The organism is Actinomadura roseirufa, from assembly GCF_900659635.1.
Lineage (GTDB): Bacteria > Actinomycetota > Actinomycetes > Streptosporangiales > Streptosporangiaceae > Spirillospora > Spirillospora roseirufa.
Genome location: NZ_CAACVB010000005.1, coordinates 18694 through 33095, shown reverse-complemented (window position 1 = coordinate 33095; position 14402 = coordinate 18694). Strand labels below are relative to the sequence as shown.

At 73.3% G+C, this 14402-nt stretch carries 12 protein-coding genes; 1 reads left to right on the top strand and 11 read right to left on the bottom strand.

Annotation, left to right across the window (positions count from 1 at the left end; translation table 11 throughout):
- Window positions 1-129: 129 nt before the first annotated feature.
- From E1291_RS02095 to E1291_RS02075, 5 genes are all read right to left on the bottom strand, one after another.
- The gene (locus tag E1291_RS02095) at window positions 130-912 is read right to left on the bottom strand and encodes a hypothetical protein (RefSeq protein ID WP_131735802.1); all 783 of its coding nucleotides are present in this window, start codon (window positions 910-912) and stop codon (window positions 130-132) included.
- A 753-nt stretch (window positions 913-1665) separates the two neighbouring features.
- Window positions 1666-2859: a hypothetical protein gene (locus E1291_RS02090; RefSeq protein WP_131735801.1), complete on the bottom strand. Its 1194-nt coding sequence runs from the start codon at window positions 2857-2859 to the stop codon at window positions 1666-1668.
- Window positions 2852-3409, bottom strand: a complete 558-nt coding sequence (locus E1291_RS02085; RefSeq protein WP_131735800.1) for an RNA polymerase sigma factor — start codon at window positions 3407-3409, stop codon at window positions 2852-2854. The genes E1291_RS02090 and E1291_RS02085 overlap by 8 nt, the downstream gene beginning before the upstream one ends.
- A gap of 439 nt (window positions 3410-3848) precedes the next feature.
- Window positions 3849-6488, bottom strand: a complete 2640-nt coding sequence (locus tag E1291_RS02080) for a DUF4132 domain-containing protein (protein ID WP_131735799.1) — start codon at window positions 6486-6488, stop codon at window positions 3849-3851.
- Window positions 6489-6592: 104 nt separating this feature from the next.
- Window positions 6593-7489 carry a DUF6924 domain-containing protein gene (locus tag E1291_RS02075; RefSeq protein ID WP_131735798.1) on the bottom strand — a complete coding sequence of 299 codons (897 nt, stop codon included), beginning with the start codon at window positions 7487-7489 and terminating at the stop codon, window positions 6593-6595.
- A gap of 235 nt (window positions 7490-7724) precedes the next feature.
- Here E1291_RS02075 and E1291_RS02070 point away from each other — a divergent pair, with 235 nt between their 5' ends.
- A complete protein-coding gene (locus E1291_RS02070) occupies window positions 7725-8102 on the top strand; it encodes a peptidase inhibitor family I36 protein (protein ID WP_131735797.1) in 378 nt (125 codons plus the stop codon).
- Between the two features lie 36 nt (window positions 8103-8138).
- Here the strand turns inward: E1291_RS02070 and E1291_RS02065 are convergent, their stop codons facing one another.
- The 6 genes from E1291_RS02065 to E1291_RS02040 form a co-directional block, all read right to left on the bottom strand.
- Window positions 8139-9095, bottom strand: a complete 957-nt coding sequence (locus E1291_RS02065; RefSeq protein WP_131735796.1) for a 2-hydroxyacid dehydrogenase — start codon at window positions 9093-9095, stop codon at window positions 8139-8141.
- A 211-nt stretch (window positions 9096-9306) separates the two neighbouring features.
- Window positions 9307-10425 carry a hypothetical protein gene (locus E1291_RS02060; protein ID WP_131735795.1) on the bottom strand — a complete coding sequence of 373 codons (1119 nt, stop codon included), beginning with the start codon at window positions 10423-10425 and terminating at the stop codon, window positions 9307-9309.
- 119 nt (window positions 10426-10544) lie between these two features.
- Window positions 10545-11504, bottom strand: coding sequence for a sugar kinase (locus E1291_RS02055; RefSeq protein ID WP_131735794.1), 960 nt, complete (start codon window positions 11502-11504; stop codon window positions 10545-10547).
- Window positions 11501-12142, bottom strand: a complete 642-nt coding sequence (locus E1291_RS02050) for a bifunctional 4-hydroxy-2-oxoglutarate aldolase/2-dehydro-3-deoxy-phosphogluconate aldolase (RefSeq protein WP_131735793.1) — start codon at window positions 12140-12142, stop codon at window positions 11501-11503. Before E1291_RS02050 ends, E1291_RS02055 begins: the two co-directional genes overlap by 4 nt.
- Window positions 12143-12179: 37 nt before the next feature.
- Window positions 12180-13424, bottom strand: coding sequence for an alanine racemase (locus tag E1291_RS02045; RefSeq protein ID WP_131735792.1), 1245 nt, complete (start codon window positions 13422-13424; stop codon window positions 12180-12182).
- A complete protein-coding gene (locus tag E1291_RS02040) occupies window positions 13421-14317 on the bottom strand; it encodes an IclR family transcriptional regulator (protein WP_242613886.1) in 897 nt (298 codons plus the stop codon). Before E1291_RS02040 ends, E1291_RS02045 begins: the two co-directional genes overlap by 4 nt.
- Between the last annotated feature and the right edge of the window lie 85 nt (window positions 14318-14402).

The following is a 14402-nucleotide window of genomic DNA, read 5'->3' as shown; positions in this document are numbered from 1 at the left end:
CGCGATGTGATGTACATCACCCTTGCCATGCTTTAACCCGGTCCCCGATGAGCCACGACACCGAGGTGGCGCGCCGCCTGGCTGGCCCACGTCGGCGGCCTAGGCTGAGCCTCGGGCGGACCGGCTTCGCTATTGGCGTTGCCCGTCGTCGGCCTTTACATCGAGCGATTTCGGCAAGAGGCTGCTCGCGGGCTTCTCGGTCCACTCGGCGTTCTCTATCACTTCGTAGTACCAGCGGACGCCTGGCGGCAGCACGGCGTTGCGCTGTCCCGGGGCGACGACGATCAACTGACTCGCGGTGAGCGTTCCGTTCCGTGGATCGATCAGGAGTTGCAGGTCCACGGTTCCGGCCCCGTTCGATGTCTCTCGCATCGATACGGCCTTTCCGGAACGCCCCCGAGCATCGGTCGCATTGATGAGGCGAACGTTCTTCAGGCTCGCGAGCAGCCGATAGGTCGCGACGCGCACCTTTTCGCTGACGGGCGCTCCTCCCAGCAAGAAGGATGCGCTCTGGAACAGGAAGAGATCCGGATCGCGCAGGCTCTTGGGACCGGTCCGGGTGACATGGTTCAACAGCCAGGAGCGGAGTTCGGCGGGATCAGTGGGGAGCCCACGCGCCGTTTCATCGCTGAAGTCCAGCGCCGTTCCCCCTCCCATGGCCGGGCCGATCGACCTTTCCGGGGCTTCGGTCCGCAGGCCGTCAGCGCTCGGCCGGCGGTCGGCGTTCCACGCGCTCCGTGCGGCGGCGGTCGCCGGACGGGCCCGCAGCCGCTCACCCGGCCACTCGACACGGGTCGTCGGGTGAGCGGCATCGGATCCGGCGAACGGTTTCAGCGGGGACGCGAGGAGGAAATCGTCTCGGTCGAGTTCCATCGGGTACATCACGCCCTTGCGATGGCGCGACTTCGCCATGACGGTTCCACCGACGGCGGCGTCGATACCACACGGCTCCCGCGTCATTGTCACGCGCCCGTGCGTCCGCTGCGGCGAGCAGGAACTTCGCAACCGGTCCGCTGTAACCGGCCCATGGCTCGGGTGAGTCGACCGGCCGACTGTGCCAAGAGAACAGTCCCCACCCGGCCACCGCCACCGCCGTAAAGCCGGCGGCAACATGCACACGCCATTTCCTTGCCGACAATCGCCTCGCACCCGAACGCCTGACCCGAGACCTTCTCGGAGCACCCGTCTCGTACATCAGCCGAGCGCGGGCGCTTTCCTCTATCTCCGGCGACGGCGACCGGTTGGCGGTGTGCGGCTCGGCACCACGGTCGCTCAGGTCATGCATCAAGCTCTCCCCGTGAAGTGACGCTGCCGCCGCCTGTGGCAGTGCGGCCTTGATTTGGCTGCGTGCACGGTCGAGACGCGAACACCGGGGCCATAGGCGAGATCCCGACGACCCGTGCGATCTCGTTCGGGTTCCTCTCCCACGAGAACATGCGCGCTTGCAGGTCGGCGGCTCTTCGTTGACGGCCCGGGGTCGCCCGGTCGCTGCCTCGGCCACCTCGCGGCCCCGCCCTCAAAGCCCGGCCCCCGAAGCCCTGCCCTCAAAGCCCCGCGACGAGGGGCCGCCGGGGGTGGCTCGGCGGCCTCATCACCTGACCGGGGCGGGCGGTCCGGATGCCGGTGCGGGACGGCACCCGGACCGCACGGCCCCCGACCCTCAGGTCAGTGGAACGACGGCGGCTCGGCCGGCAGCACCGGCTTGGCGTCGGTCCACTTCGCCGAACGGAGGGCCTGGTACTCGATGATGAAGCCGGGCTTCATCTCCGCGTAGCGTCCGCCGGGCTTGACCAGCTCCTCCTGCCGGGACAGGAGCGCACCCGTCTTCTTGTCGAAGATGAGAACTGCGCGGGTGCTGTAGGTCCCCTGCTCCTCCTTGGGGTTGCCGAATTCGCCCGTGGCCGTGATGGTCTGGGCATCGGTCGCCAGCGCGATGCCCTGCCGGCCCAGCGGGTCGGTGTCACGGCCGATCTCGTGGATTCCCGGCTGGGCGGCCAGCGCCCGCATCAGGGCCGCCCTGGCCTTGGACGGGATGGGGCTGCCCAGGATCGACGACACCCTCGAGACCTTGGCGGCGGGGGTGTAGGGGAGGCGCGCGGCGCCCGCGCGCTGCGCAGGGGTGAGGTGCTTGAGGCCCGCCGGGTCGCCCCTGTCCGACAGGTACAGCCTGGTGAGCTCGGCCGGGTCGGTCGGGAACTTCTCCATGTCCTGGGCCGACCGCCCGTCCAGGAAAGTGCCGCCGCCTCGAGAGTCCGTGCCGACCTCCGGGCCGGTCACCCGCCACTTCTGCGCCTGCGTGGTGAAGGTCAAGTACTTGTCGCCCGACCAGACACGGAGAGTCGACGGCGACCCGGCCTTGCGCCACAGTGCCGCGTCCTGGGCGGTCAGCGGGTGGACCGGCAGGTCACGGATGTTGAACGACTCCCCCATGCCCTTTTTGGCACCGGACCAGTGAAACGACTCGCTGGCGGCACCGGTGACCGCGTAGGTCCCGGTCTTGGCCCGGATGATGTACGACTGGCCGGAGACCACGTTGGCGTGCCAGTAGTTGCCGGTCGGCTGGCGTTCGGCGTTGTACGCCGCGACGAGGAACGCCGACTTGCCGTCGAGCTTCACCCCGCCGGGCCCGGACGGCGAGGGGCTGTTCCCGCCGACGGTGGCGATCGCCACGGCCGCGGCGGCACCGGCGGCGACCAGACCGCCCATCCCCCACAGGCCCCAGCGAACCCGGGGCAGCGAACGGCCCTTCGGCCCCTCCGTCAGCGCCGCCTTCGTCTGGGCGATCTCGCGGGCGATCACCTGGGCCGACGGTGGCGCGGGCTCGGGGTAGAGGTCGCGGACCATCTGAATCTCATCCATGCTGTTTCTCCAGAGTGAGCATCGGGTTGGTCCCGCCCAGCGCCTTGCGAAGTTTGGTTCGGGCACGGCTCAGCCGGGAGCCGACCGTGCCATAGGAGATCCCCAGCGCCGCGGCCACTTCTTCGTGGCTCAGATCGGCCAAGGCCACGAGCAGCAGGACGTCGCGCTGCCCGCGCGGCAGCGAGGCGACGGCCCCGGCGAGCTCGCCCCGCAGGCTCTGCGCGCTGACCCGGTCGTCGATCCGGTCGGCGTGCTCGTCGCCGTCGCGGTCCGGCCCCACGCGGGCGCGGGCCCGCAGCGCCCGCGTCTCGGTCCGCAACTGCTTGCCGATCACCTTGGTCGCGATCCCGTACAGCCACGTGCGCACGTGGCCGCGGTCGGGGTCGTACCGCCGGCGCTGCCGGAACGCCTCCAGGAACGTCTGCGACGTGGCGTCGGCGGCGGCCTCGGGCCCGAGCCGCCTTGCCGCGTACCGGCGGATCTCGGCGAAGTAGACCTCGATCACCTCGTCGAAGTTCTCGGCCGGGCGGGGTGGGGGCTCCCCTGTCATGTGGTGCCTTTCCATGGCGTGGATGGCGGTCACATGGGTATCTCCCAGATCCGGCTACCGCTTTCCCTTTTTCTGGCGCATGCCTGACAGACGCCCGCCGCAGCCGAGATTACTGCGAGACCCCCCAGGTCAGCCCCGCCTCACAGCGGCCTCAGCAGGGAACGCGAGCGCGCCCCCTGACCGGCGGGGGCGACGCCGAAGGCGAGCCCCCGTCGGGAAGATCGCGAAGCGATTCGCGGTCGCACAAGCCCGGTCACGAAGCGAGCGCCAGCGAGCGCAGTGGGCCGGGATTGCAATGAACACAGCGCGCTCGCACAAGCCCGGTCACGAAGCGAGCCCCGGCGAGCGCCGTGGGCCGGGATTGCAGTGAACACAGCGCGCTCGCACAAGCCCGGTCACGAAGCGAGCGCCGGCGAGCGCAGTGGGCCGAGCTTGCAATTCAACACAGCGACGCGCTGCGGACCAGGTCGCGGATCGCCTCGCTCATCGTGACCGGATCGATCTCTCCGAGCGGCACCGAGTCCGTGGGGGTGGCGGCCGGCGCCGGGCCCGCCCACAAGGTGTTGATCTTCTGGTCCTCGCCTTCGCCGTACATGTAGTGGCCGAGTCCGGGGCTGAGGTCCGCGACGACGTACAGGCCCGCCGGGTCGCGCCGGGCGAGCCAGCCGCCCGCGAACTCGCCGTCCGGGGTCATGGACTCCCAGCGTCCCTGCGAGTGGCCCTTGGCCTTGCCGTAGGGCAGGACGAGTCCCTCCACGCGGGCGAGGCGGTGCGCGGCGCGCTCGTCGCCGGTGAGCCGGTGGACGGACCGTCCGAGCTGCTCGAACGGCTGGAGGATCTCGTAGTCGGCGAACAGCTCGGCCCAGGCGGCGAGGTCGTCGCCCAGCTGTAGCGGGTGGGCGACTCCGACGCGGTCGTCCGGCGCCGGGGTGAACGGGTCGTCGCCGAGGTCGGCGTAGGTGCGGTCCTCCGCGACGCGGAAGGCGGTCCCGCCGCCCGTTATCCACACGAGCCGGCGGCCGACGTGCCCGAGCAGCGGGTGCTCGACGAACAGGGCGCGGACGTCGCCGGGCGTCCAGCTCCGCCGGGTGATCATGGCGAGTTCGAGGCGCTTGATCTCGCGGTCGGCGACGGTCCGCACGTCCTTGCGCAGGCCCGTGAACAGGGCGTGCGCGGCGGGGGCGAGGGCGGGGTCGTCCTTGGGGCCGGGCTTGGGCGCGCTCTTGCGGACCTTGCCACCGGCCTCCACGACCAGCGGGACGAGCTGCTCGTCGAACGTCACGGTGAACCGGCGCGGCCCGTAGTCCAGGACGAGGGCGCCCCGGTCGTCCAGACCGAAGTCCGGGACGGCGCGGTCGGCCAGGGCCTCCCGGGTCATGCCGCGCGCGGCGGCGATCTCGTCGATCTTCTGGGCCGCCCGGGATTTCAGGCCCTTGTACCTGCCGCCGCGGGTCAGCTCGAACAGGTGGGTGAGGGCGACGTCGGAGCCGATCGCCGCGTAGACGTCCAGCGCGGCGTTCGCCCGGCTCGCGCCGCCCTCGCCCGGCCAGGCGCGGACGAGCGGGCCGAGCCGCCGGACGGTCGTGTCGTCGCCGATCAGGCCGAGCTGCGCCAGCGCCCAGTTGTGCCGGGAGGGCGCGCCGAGCGCGTACCAGCGCTGGAAGAGCGCCCAGGAGAACTCGGCCAGCGAGTGCCGGTCGCAGATCTCGCGGACGTCCGCGACCTCGGGGGCCTTCGCGGCCAGCAGGTTCACCAGGTTCAGGGTCGCGTTCGCGGGCAGGGCCCGGTCGCCGCCGCGGGTAAGGATCGGCGGGAGCAGCGCGGGATCGGCCCAGGCGACCTTCGCGCTCTGGGCGGGCCGTCCCGTGAGCGGAGCGGGCAGGTCACCGGCCTCCGGGACGGCCGGTCGCGGCAGCAGCGCCTTGATCTTGGGCGGGAGGCCCCCGGACGACAGGTCGTCCGCCAGGCCGGGGTCGGCGTACAGCAGCGCCCGCAGCAGCCCGGCCGCCCGCAGGCCGCGCGTCGTGCCGTCGTCCGCCAGTGGTGCCAGCGCCCGGACGGCATGGGCCGGGTGCCGCGCGGCGGCCTCTTGGAGGGCGGCGGGCACGCCCTTCTCGGTCATTCGGCCGAGCAGGAGAGGAAACACCGCCTCGTCGGGGATGCGCGTAAGAGCCGTCAGCACGGCCGGACGCATCTCATCGGGATCGCGGGACCACAGGAGCGCGTCGCGAAACAGTGGAAACGCCGCCGCGCCCATCCCGTCGAGAAGGGTGGCGATCACGGCGAGGCCGTCCGGCGTCCAGTTGACGTGGGTGAGCTGCGCGGCGGTGGAAAGCGAGGAGAGCACATGATCCCCGCCGAGGATCCTCAGGTTGAGGCCGACGAGCGACTCGTCCGCCCAAGCCGTTTCGGTCGGGACGAGATAGGAGACGACGGTGCGCCGCACGGCGTCGCCGCGATGGGCCGAGAGGCGCTCGACCGCGGCCCTGTACTCGGCCTCGGGCGCCGCGGCCAGCAGCGTCCGGAGCCGCTTGACCACCGCGTCCGCGGCGACCCAGTCGCTCACGAAGAAGAAATCGTCGGCGGTCACGCGCCGCATCTCGCCGCGCCATCCCTGGGACGGCTCGGCGAGGACGTAGTACCCGACGCGCCCCCCACCGGCGGCGGGCAGCACCCGCGCCGCCGGGCCGAGCTGGACCGACGACGCCTCGGTGACCGCGCAGGCGGCGAACGCCAGGCCGTGGTCCAGGACCCAGGCGTCCAGGAAGGCGGCGGCGTCGGCAGGGCCACCGGTCGCGCGGTCGGCGATCTCGCCGTACTTCACCGCGACGGTGGCGACGGCCGCCGCGCCCACCGAGTCGGGCTCGCCGTCCAGCCACGCGCGGACGGCCCCGCCGAACTCGGGGGCGGCGTTCACGTGCGCCGCCATCTCCTCGGCGATCGGACGGGCCGCGCGGTCCCACTCCCGCGCCCGCCGCGCCGCCTCCTCGTCGAGGACGACCTCCGGCCCGGAGACGCCGCCCCACCGCGGATGGATGTGCTCACGCCACTCGACCGGAAAGTCCACCGTCTCGACCATGGCACCGGAAATTAGCCCCCGCACCCGACAGTTTCAGTACCCCGTGGCCGGCCCTCAGGGCAGTGTCCTCGGGGCCGATCCCGCCGGGCGCGGGGCCTTCAGGGCTACACGAAGCCGGCGAAGTCCGCGTTCGCGAGCTCCAGGTTGGCGGCCATCGACCCCGCTTCTTCGAGGGGGATGCGGGCGGCTTGACCGGGGGTGTCGTACAGGTCCACCACCAGCAGGGGATGAGCCGGGTCCGCGAAGGTGACGGCGTCGGCGAGCGCCACCATGACGGCGTGCTCGTCGGACGGCACCAGGGCCGGAACCTGACCCGGCTGAAGGTGCTCGAACGCCCTGTCGTCGACCACCGTGGCGGGCAGGTCGACGATGAGGAGACCTTCCCGCCGGGCCACGGCCGCCGGGCCGGGGTCGTTCAGCTCGGCGAGCGCCTCCAGCAGGTCGCACCACCGCTGGTCGTCGCCGAAGTCCGTCCGCACGAGCAACGTCACGCGAGTCGCCGGGAGGGACGGGAACCCGGTGCGGACCACCGCCGTCGGCGTGGTGATCGCCGGAGCGCCGTGGTCGCCCCGGTAGATCCCGAACGTGTCCATGCCGCTGACGAGCTCGTCGAAGCGAACGGACCCGTCCCGCAGGTCGCCGAGGACCCGGCCGAGGTCGCCCGGCTTGATCCGGACGCCGCGCCCGGGGACGTCCTTCAGGTCGACGGCCAGGAGAGGGGAGCCCCCATATGCCACGGGGATGTCGGCCAGTAACACGACCGCCGGAGCCGGACGTTCCTCGACGAGCGCGGGGAAGTTCCCTCCATGGAGGAAGTTCCAGCGAGGGTGCTCCACGGGACGAAGCCGTACCTCGCCGCCTTCCAGGACGATGATGTCGCCGTCTCGCCGTCCGTCCAATGTCTGAAAGACGTCGCCCCAACGGGCCTTGCCTTCCTCATAGCACGTGCAGACGAGCAGCACTTCACCCGGCGCTGCCACGGGAAGCTTCGGATACGGCATGGGCACTCCGTCTCGGCGGGGGGCTGACAAGGGAGCGACGCCGGGGAACCTCCCCGCCCGTCACGCCCATCCTGACAAGCCCCTCTGACATCGAGAGCACCCCAGAGTTACGCCACTTCCGGGATCTCTCCGCCGAGCGTCGCCCTGATTCTGGCGAGCCCCTCCGGCATCGAGGACGTCCCGACACTTACACTCTCTGTAGTTGATCACTTACGTATCGTCCTGAGGAGCCGGTGTGAAGATCTGGACTCGAACCGTGCTGTGTCTGGTGGCCGCGTGCGCGGTGTCGCCGGGGGCCGCCGCGGCGGCCTCGGCGCCCGAGGCGGCCGGGTACGACGACTGCCCCCAAGGCAGGATGTGCATCTGGCACGAACGGGACGGTGGCGGCGCGCGGCTGTCGTTCGCCCACAAGGCGCGGGACCTGACCGAGCTGGAAGGACATATGAACGACCATGTGCTGTCCGCCTGGAACCGCACCAAACGGCGGTGGTGCTTCTACGAGCACGCCCGTTTCAAGGGTGACAGGCGCGCGGCCCAGCCCGAGCCGCTGGTCTGGTCGAAGGGGAACACCAACGAGTTCGGCTACAAGATCAGTTCTCTGAAGCCCTGCTGACCTGGCCCGCTCCGCGCCGCGCGCGTCCGGCCGGGCTCACGCCACGCGGTTGGGGGGCTCCTCGCCCCTGAGAAAGGCGTCGAGGTTGTCCAGGACGAGCATGCCCATCGCGGTGCGGGTCTCCAGGGTGGCGCTGCCGAGGTGCGGGAGCAGGACGGCGTTGTCCAGCTCGCGGAGCGTCTCGGGGACGCACGGTTCGTCCGCGTAGACGTCGAGTCCGGCGCCCGCGATGGCACCCGATCGGAGGGCGTCGACCAGGGCGTCCTGGTCGACGACGTTGCCGCGCGCCGTGTTGATCAGGAACGCGGTGGGTCTCATCCGCGCCAGCCGGGCCGCGTCGATCAGCGGCTCACCGCCGCCGGGGACGTGCAGGGAGACGAAGTCGGCCGCCTCCAGAACCTCCTCGACGCTGCCGAGCCGCGTCGCGCCGGGCACGTCCCCGACATCGCTCCGGTTGTGGAAGACGACGGGCATGCCGAACCCGAAGTGCGCGCGCCGCGCCACGGCCCGCCCGATCCGGCCCATCCCGATGACGCCGAGCGTCCGCCCGCCGACCTCGGAGCCGAGCAGGTGGGTGGGCCCCCAGCCCGCCCAGCGACCGGCGCGCAACTCGCGCTCACCCTCCCCCGCGCGGCGGGCGACCATGAGGATCAGCGTCATGGCGATGTCGGCCGTGGACTCGGTGAGGACGCCCGGCGTGTTCGTCACGACGACGCCGCTCCGGCGGGCCGCCTCGACGTCGACGTGGTCGTACCCGGCACCGAAATTGCCGAGGAACCGGGCGCGCACCCCGCCCTCGAACAGCGCGGCCGGAAGCCGGTCCGACACCGTCGGCAGGACGGCGTCCGCCTCGCGCAGCGCGGCGCGCAGCCCGTCCGGGCCGAGGGGCCGGTCCGCCTCGTTGAGACGCGCCCCGGGGTGGCGTTCGCGCAGCGCGTCCTGCACGGCCTCCGGCCACCGCCGCGTCACGACGATCACGGGTTCCTCACTCATGGCCCTCCTCCGTTCGGCACGGCACCGGCGCACGCCTCCAGGACGCCGCATCCCGGCACGACATCGCGGCCGACCACCCCGGCGGGACCGCGACCTGTTTCACCGGCGCCCCCAGTGTGCCCATGAACGTCCGCAGCACATCCAGCACCACATCAAGACGCAGTGCAACCCCACGCAGCGATCCGGCCGCGCGGCGCTGGGGCGGGGCTGGTCAGGGGGTGGGGGCGCTGGTCAGGAGGATGCGGTCTAGGACGGGGAGGGGGACCAGGCCGTAGGCGTAGTAGTCGACGGTGTCCGCGCCCGAGGTGCGGGCGGCGGCGGCTTTGGCGGCCAGGTGCTCGGCCGAGGTGGTGTCCGGGAGGCCGGGGCGGAGGACGGCGCGCAGCGTCGTCTCCGCGCCCAGCGCCGCGCGGTAGGCGGCGACGTCCTCGGCGATGCGGGTGGTCTCCTGGGCGTAGCAGAGGATCGCGTACGACGGGACGGCCGCCGCGAGGTCGGCCGGGGCGACGCCGATCCGCCAGGCGTCCTCGGCGGCCGGGGCGCCGGTGGGGAGCCCGTCGGCGTAGCCCTTCACGGCGCCGCTCAGGTCGAGGAAGGTCAGCAGGGAGCCCTCGGCGGCGACGGCCTCGGCGACCTCGGCGGCGAGGGAGGTGACGACGGGCGTCCGCGCTCGGGCGTAGTCGGCGAGGACGCCGGGCAGGTCGCTCGCGGGCGGTCCGCCGTCGAGGACGGCCCCCACCAGCCGGGACGCGGCGGCGCGTGCCGCCTCGGCGTCCGGGACGCGGGCGCGGCAGTGGTCGCAGAAGCACAGGCCGAGGGCGAACTCGGCGGCGGGGCCGAGGTCCACGAAGGACCGTTCGTGGTGGTAGCCGTGCCCGAACGTCCCGAAGTGGAGGGACTCCGCCACGACCGAGTCCACTCCCTGCCTGGCTATGGCGCGGCCCAGAGCGACGGCGTAGGCGCGGACGTCCGGGTTGGACGGGCACAGGTCAGCGGGGGCCGCGCGGTCGCCGAAACAGTTCTCCTGCGTGACGTCCGGGAAGGCTAGGCCGAGGGTCGTGTTGTGCAGGAAGACCCCCCAGCCGTGGAGGGGAACCCCAAGGTCGCGGGTCTGCTCCCGGAGCGCGCGCAGCGGCTCCCGGTCGGCGCCATCCTGGACGGGCGGGACGAGGCGCAGCCCGTCGAAGAGGTCGCCCAGCGGGAAGTGGACGCCGTCGCGGCGCAGAGTGACGCGCGTCCGCCCGTGGGGCGTCACGTCGCGGGCGCGGTGGTAGGCGGCGCCGAAGGTGAGGGACGAGACCCCATGGGAGAGGATCCGCGCAGCGTCCACGCTGTGCCCCTCAACGCTGTGCCCATCCACGCTGTGCCTATCCACGCTGTGCCCATCCCGGCTGGGCAGATCCTCCGCCAGGACATAGAGCGAGGAGTCCATCGGCTGTCACGTTCCCTTCAGCGGGTGACGGTGTCGTCCGCGGTCTGCAGCAGTTCCAGGTCCGAGCGGCTGGGCAGGCCCTCCCAGTCGCCGCGGACGGTCACGGCGTAGGCCCCGGCGGCCGTGGCGGTCGCCAGGCGGTCGGCGACCGGCCGGCCGCGAACGAACTCTGCCAGGTATCCGGCGGCGAAGGCGTCGCCCGCCCCGACGGGGTCGACGACGTCGACGCGGTGGGCGGCCCGGACGTGCGGTTCTCCCTCGCAGAGCGCGACCACCCCGGCGGCGCCCCGCTTGACGAGGACCTCCCCGGGGCCGAGCGCGGCCAGGGACGCGGCGAGCGCGGCGGCGTCGTCCCCGGCGGCGACCAGCCGCGCCTCCTGCTCGGTGGCGAAGACGAGGTCGGCGCGCTTGACGAGGTCGCGCAGGTGCTCACCGGCCTCGGCGGGCGTCCACAGCGCGCGCCGGTAGTTGAGGTCGAGGGACACCGGGACGCCCGCGCCGCGCGCCGTCTCGATCGCGTCGTCGAGGGCCCGCCGGGCGGTGTCACTGATGGCGGCGGTGATGCCGGTGACGTGCAGGACGCGCGCGGAGCGGACGAGGTCGTGCGGGACGTCGGCCGGGCCGAGCCGGGAGCCCGCGCTGCCCGTCCGGTAGTAGCGGACCCGGGTGAGCGTGCCGGAGCGGCGCTCCTTGAACAGCAGCGCGGTGGGGGCGGCGCCGTCCACCACGGCGTGGTCGAGGCGGACGCCCTCCCCGGCGAGCGTGGTGACGATCAGCCGGCCGAACTCGTCGTCGCCGACGCGGCCGAACCAGGCGGCGGTGCCGCCGAGCCGGCGCAGCCCGATCGCGGTGTTCGACTCGGCGCCGCCTACGCCGAGGTCGAGGGTGCGGGCGTGCCGCATCGGCCCGACGACGGGGTTCTCCAGCCGCGCCATGGTCTCGCCGAAGGTGACGAGATCGACGCCCGGCCCGGTCATCGCGCGGCCGCCACGGCCGCCAGGAGCCGTCCCGCCCGGTCGGCCAGCGCGTCGAGCGGGCCGCCGTCGAGGGCGTCGCCGATGAGGGAGCCGCCCGCGCCGACCGCGACGGCGCCGGCCGCGATGTAACCGGGGGCGGTGTCGGGGCCGATGCCGCCGGTGGGCAGCAGCGGGATGTCGCGGAACGGCTCGGCGAGGGCGCGCAGGTAGCCGGGACCGAACGCGCTCGCCGGGAAGACCTTGACGGCGGTCGCGCCGAGGTCCCAGGCGCGGGCGACCTCGCCGGGGGTGAGGGCGCCCGGGTAGTAGGCGAGGCCGCGGTCGCGGGCCGTCGCGGCGACCTCGGGTCCGCAGTCGGGCGAGACGAGGAAGGTGGCGCCCGCGTCGGCGGCGGCGGCCGCGCCCTCGGCGGTGCGGACGGTCCCGGCACCGAGCTCGACGTCCGCGGGCAGCCGGTCGCGTGCCGCGCGGAGCCCGTCCAGGGCGCCCGGGGTGTTGAGGGTGATCTCCAGGCAGCGGACGCCGGCCGCCACGAGGGTGTCGAGCACGCCGGCGAGGCGGTCGGCGCGGGTGCCGCGCACGACCGCGACGACTCCGGTCGCCGTCAGCGCGGCTCCCGGCGCCAAGCGGGGGATCATGGTCGTCCTCTCAGAAGTACGGGGGGCTCTCAGAAGCTCAGAAGTACGTGCGGATCAGGTCGGTCACCGTGTGGTCGTCGTCGACGACCGGGATGACCTGCCATTTGTCGAAGGCCGTACAGGGGTGGGAGATGCCGAAGCAGACGAGGTCGCCGGGGCGCGGACGCGGCCCGGCGGCGTCGACGGCGAGGTAGGCGTGGTGGTCGTTGACGGCGGTGACGCGCAGGCCGTCCGCTGAGTGGAGGGTGCCGGCCCGCCCGTCCGGTCGCGGTCGCCGCAGCCGCAGCGGGACGGGCAGGCCGACGTCGTAGGGCGCCTCCCGCTTGCCCATGCCCACGATCGCGAGGCCGGGTTCGGGGACGGAGGTGACCTGCGCCCAGATCTCCAGCGCCGCGTCCAGCGAGCCGGGGACGCGGGTGAACGGCGTCCGCTCGGTGTAGAAGCCGTCGTCGTGGGAGACGTAGGCGCCGCTGCGCAGGATCACGGTCAGCTCACGGCCGGGCAGCCAGTCGCCGGCCAGCCGCTCGGCGACCTGGTCGAAGTAGCTGCTGCCGCCCGCGGTGACGACGACCTCGCGGGGCAGCAGCCCGGCCTCGGCCAGTTCCACGGTGGCGGTGCGCAGCGTACCGAGGTAGGCGCCCGCGGACGCGACGTCCGGCAGCCCGCCCTCGTACCCGGCGACGCCGGCCAGCTCCGTGCCCGGGGCGTCCGCGACGGCGCGGGCGACGGCGGCCAGTTCGGTGGTGGTGCGGCAGCCGGTGCGCCCGCCGGGGTGGCCGAGCTCGACCAGGACCCGGAACGGGCGCGGGCCCGCCGCCGCGGACAGCACGGCCACGCCCTCGGCCGAGTCGGCGTACAGGAGGAGGTCCAGGCCGTCCGCGACCTCGCCGCCGAGCCAGCGCAGCGCCGCCGCGTCGAGCAGCTCGTTGGCCAGCAGGACGCGCGGGACGCCGAACCGCCGGCAGGCGAGCACCTGGTTCGCGGTCGCGGCCGTGATCCCCCAGGCGCCCGCGTCGAGCTGGGCCTGGAACAGCGACGGGGCCATGGTCGTCTTGCCGTGCGGCGCGAACGCCAGGCCGTGCCGGGCGCAGAAGGCGGCCAGCTCGGCGATGTTGTGCTCCAGCGCCGGCCGCCGGGCGACCATGACCGGCCAGGTGAACGGGCCGCCGAACAGCGGGTGCCGGGCGGCGGCGAACTCCGCCAGGGGGACGGGCTCGCCGGGCACCCAGAAGCCCTTGGTCCGCCAGTCGACGTGCTCGGCGGGACGGGTCAGGCCGCTCACGGACGACTCCCTTCGGATCGGCCGCCCGCGCGGCGGTCGGGTCGGCGGCGGGGGTTGGCGGAGCCGAGGACGCGGGAGATCTCCAGCCCGGTCCGCTCCACGAGCGGGCCGACCTCGCGGACCCGCGCCGGGGTCATCCGGGACGTCAGCCCGGACACGCTGAGCGCCGCGACGGCCCGGTCGTTGTGATCGAAGATCGGCGCGGCGACGCAGCGGACCTCGGGCTCGTTCTCCCGGTCGTCCACGGCGTACCCGGCGACCCGCACCCGCTCCAGCTCGGCGGCCAGCCGCACCGGGTCGGTGATGGTCCACGACGTGCGCGGTTCCAGACCCGCGGCCACGACCATGTCGAAGTCGTCGTCCCCGAGCCAGGCGAGGACGGCCTTGCCGACCGCCGTCCGGTAGGCGGGCATCTGCATGCCCACCCGCGAAGCCATCCGGACGTTGTGGTCGTTCTCCACCTTGTCGACGTAGACGACGTTGGGCGCGTCGTAGACGACGAGGTGGCAGGTCTCCCCCACGGTGTGCTGGAGGCGGCGCAGCGGGTCGGCGGCGACGGCGCGGAGGTCCAGCGTGGACAGGTACGCCTGCCCGAGCCGCAGCGCGCCGTGCCCGAGCCGGAACCAGCCGGTCTCGCGGTCACGGGTGAGGAGGTCGCCGTCGACGAGCGGCGCGGCGAGCCGAAGCACGGTGCTCTTGGAGATGCCGAGGTCCTCGGCGATGCGGGTCAGCGAGACGCCGCGCGCGTCGGCGTGGTCGCGGACGTGGTCGAGCACGGCGAGGGCGCGGCGCAGCGACGACGACTGGTTACGGGCCGGCGGCCGCCCCCGCGCGCCGCCGGCCGTCCCCCCCTTCGCACCGGGAGCCGCACCCGCCCCGACATTCCCGGCCACGTTCCCAGCGCCGCTAGCGCCCATGTTCAAGACCGCGTTCCCAGCACCACTCTTGGGGACGCCCACAGCAGTGTCCCCAGCCGCG

Excerpts from the sequence above, each read along its gene's own strand:
- E1291_RS02085 (WP_131735800.1), bottom strand. The coding sequence starts at position 3,409 with ATGACAGGGGAGCCCCCACCCCGCCCGGCCGAGAACTTCGACGAGGTG.
- E1291_RS02055 (WP_131735794.1), bottom strand. The coding sequence starts at position 11,504 with ATGACCGGGCCGGGCGTCGATCTCGTCACCTTCGGCGAGACCATGGCG.
- E1291_RS02050 (WP_131735793.1), bottom strand. The coding sequence starts at position 12,142 with ATGATCCCCCGCTTGGCGCCGGGAGCCGCGCTGACGGCGACCGGAGTC.
- E1291_RS02065 (WP_131735796.1), bottom strand. The coding sequence starts at position 9,095 with ATGAGTGAGGAACCCGTGATCGTCGTGACGCGGCGGTGGCCGGAGGCC.
- E1291_RS02095 (WP_131735802.1), bottom strand. The coding sequence starts at position 912 with ATGGCGAAGTCGCGCCATCGCAAGGGCGTGATGTACCCGATGGAACTC.
- E1291_RS02090 (WP_131735801.1), bottom strand. The coding sequence starts at position 2,859 with ATGGATGAGATTCAGATGGTCCGCGACCTCTACCCCGAGCCCGCGCCA.
- E1291_RS02080 (WP_131735799.1), bottom strand. The coding sequence starts at position 6,488 with ATGGTCGAGACGGTGGACTTTCCGGTCGAGTGGCGTGAGCACATCCAT.
- E1291_RS02075 (WP_131735798.1), bottom strand. The coding sequence starts at position 7,489 with ATGCCGTATCCGAAGCTTCCCGTGGCAGCGCCGGGTGAAGTGCTGCTC.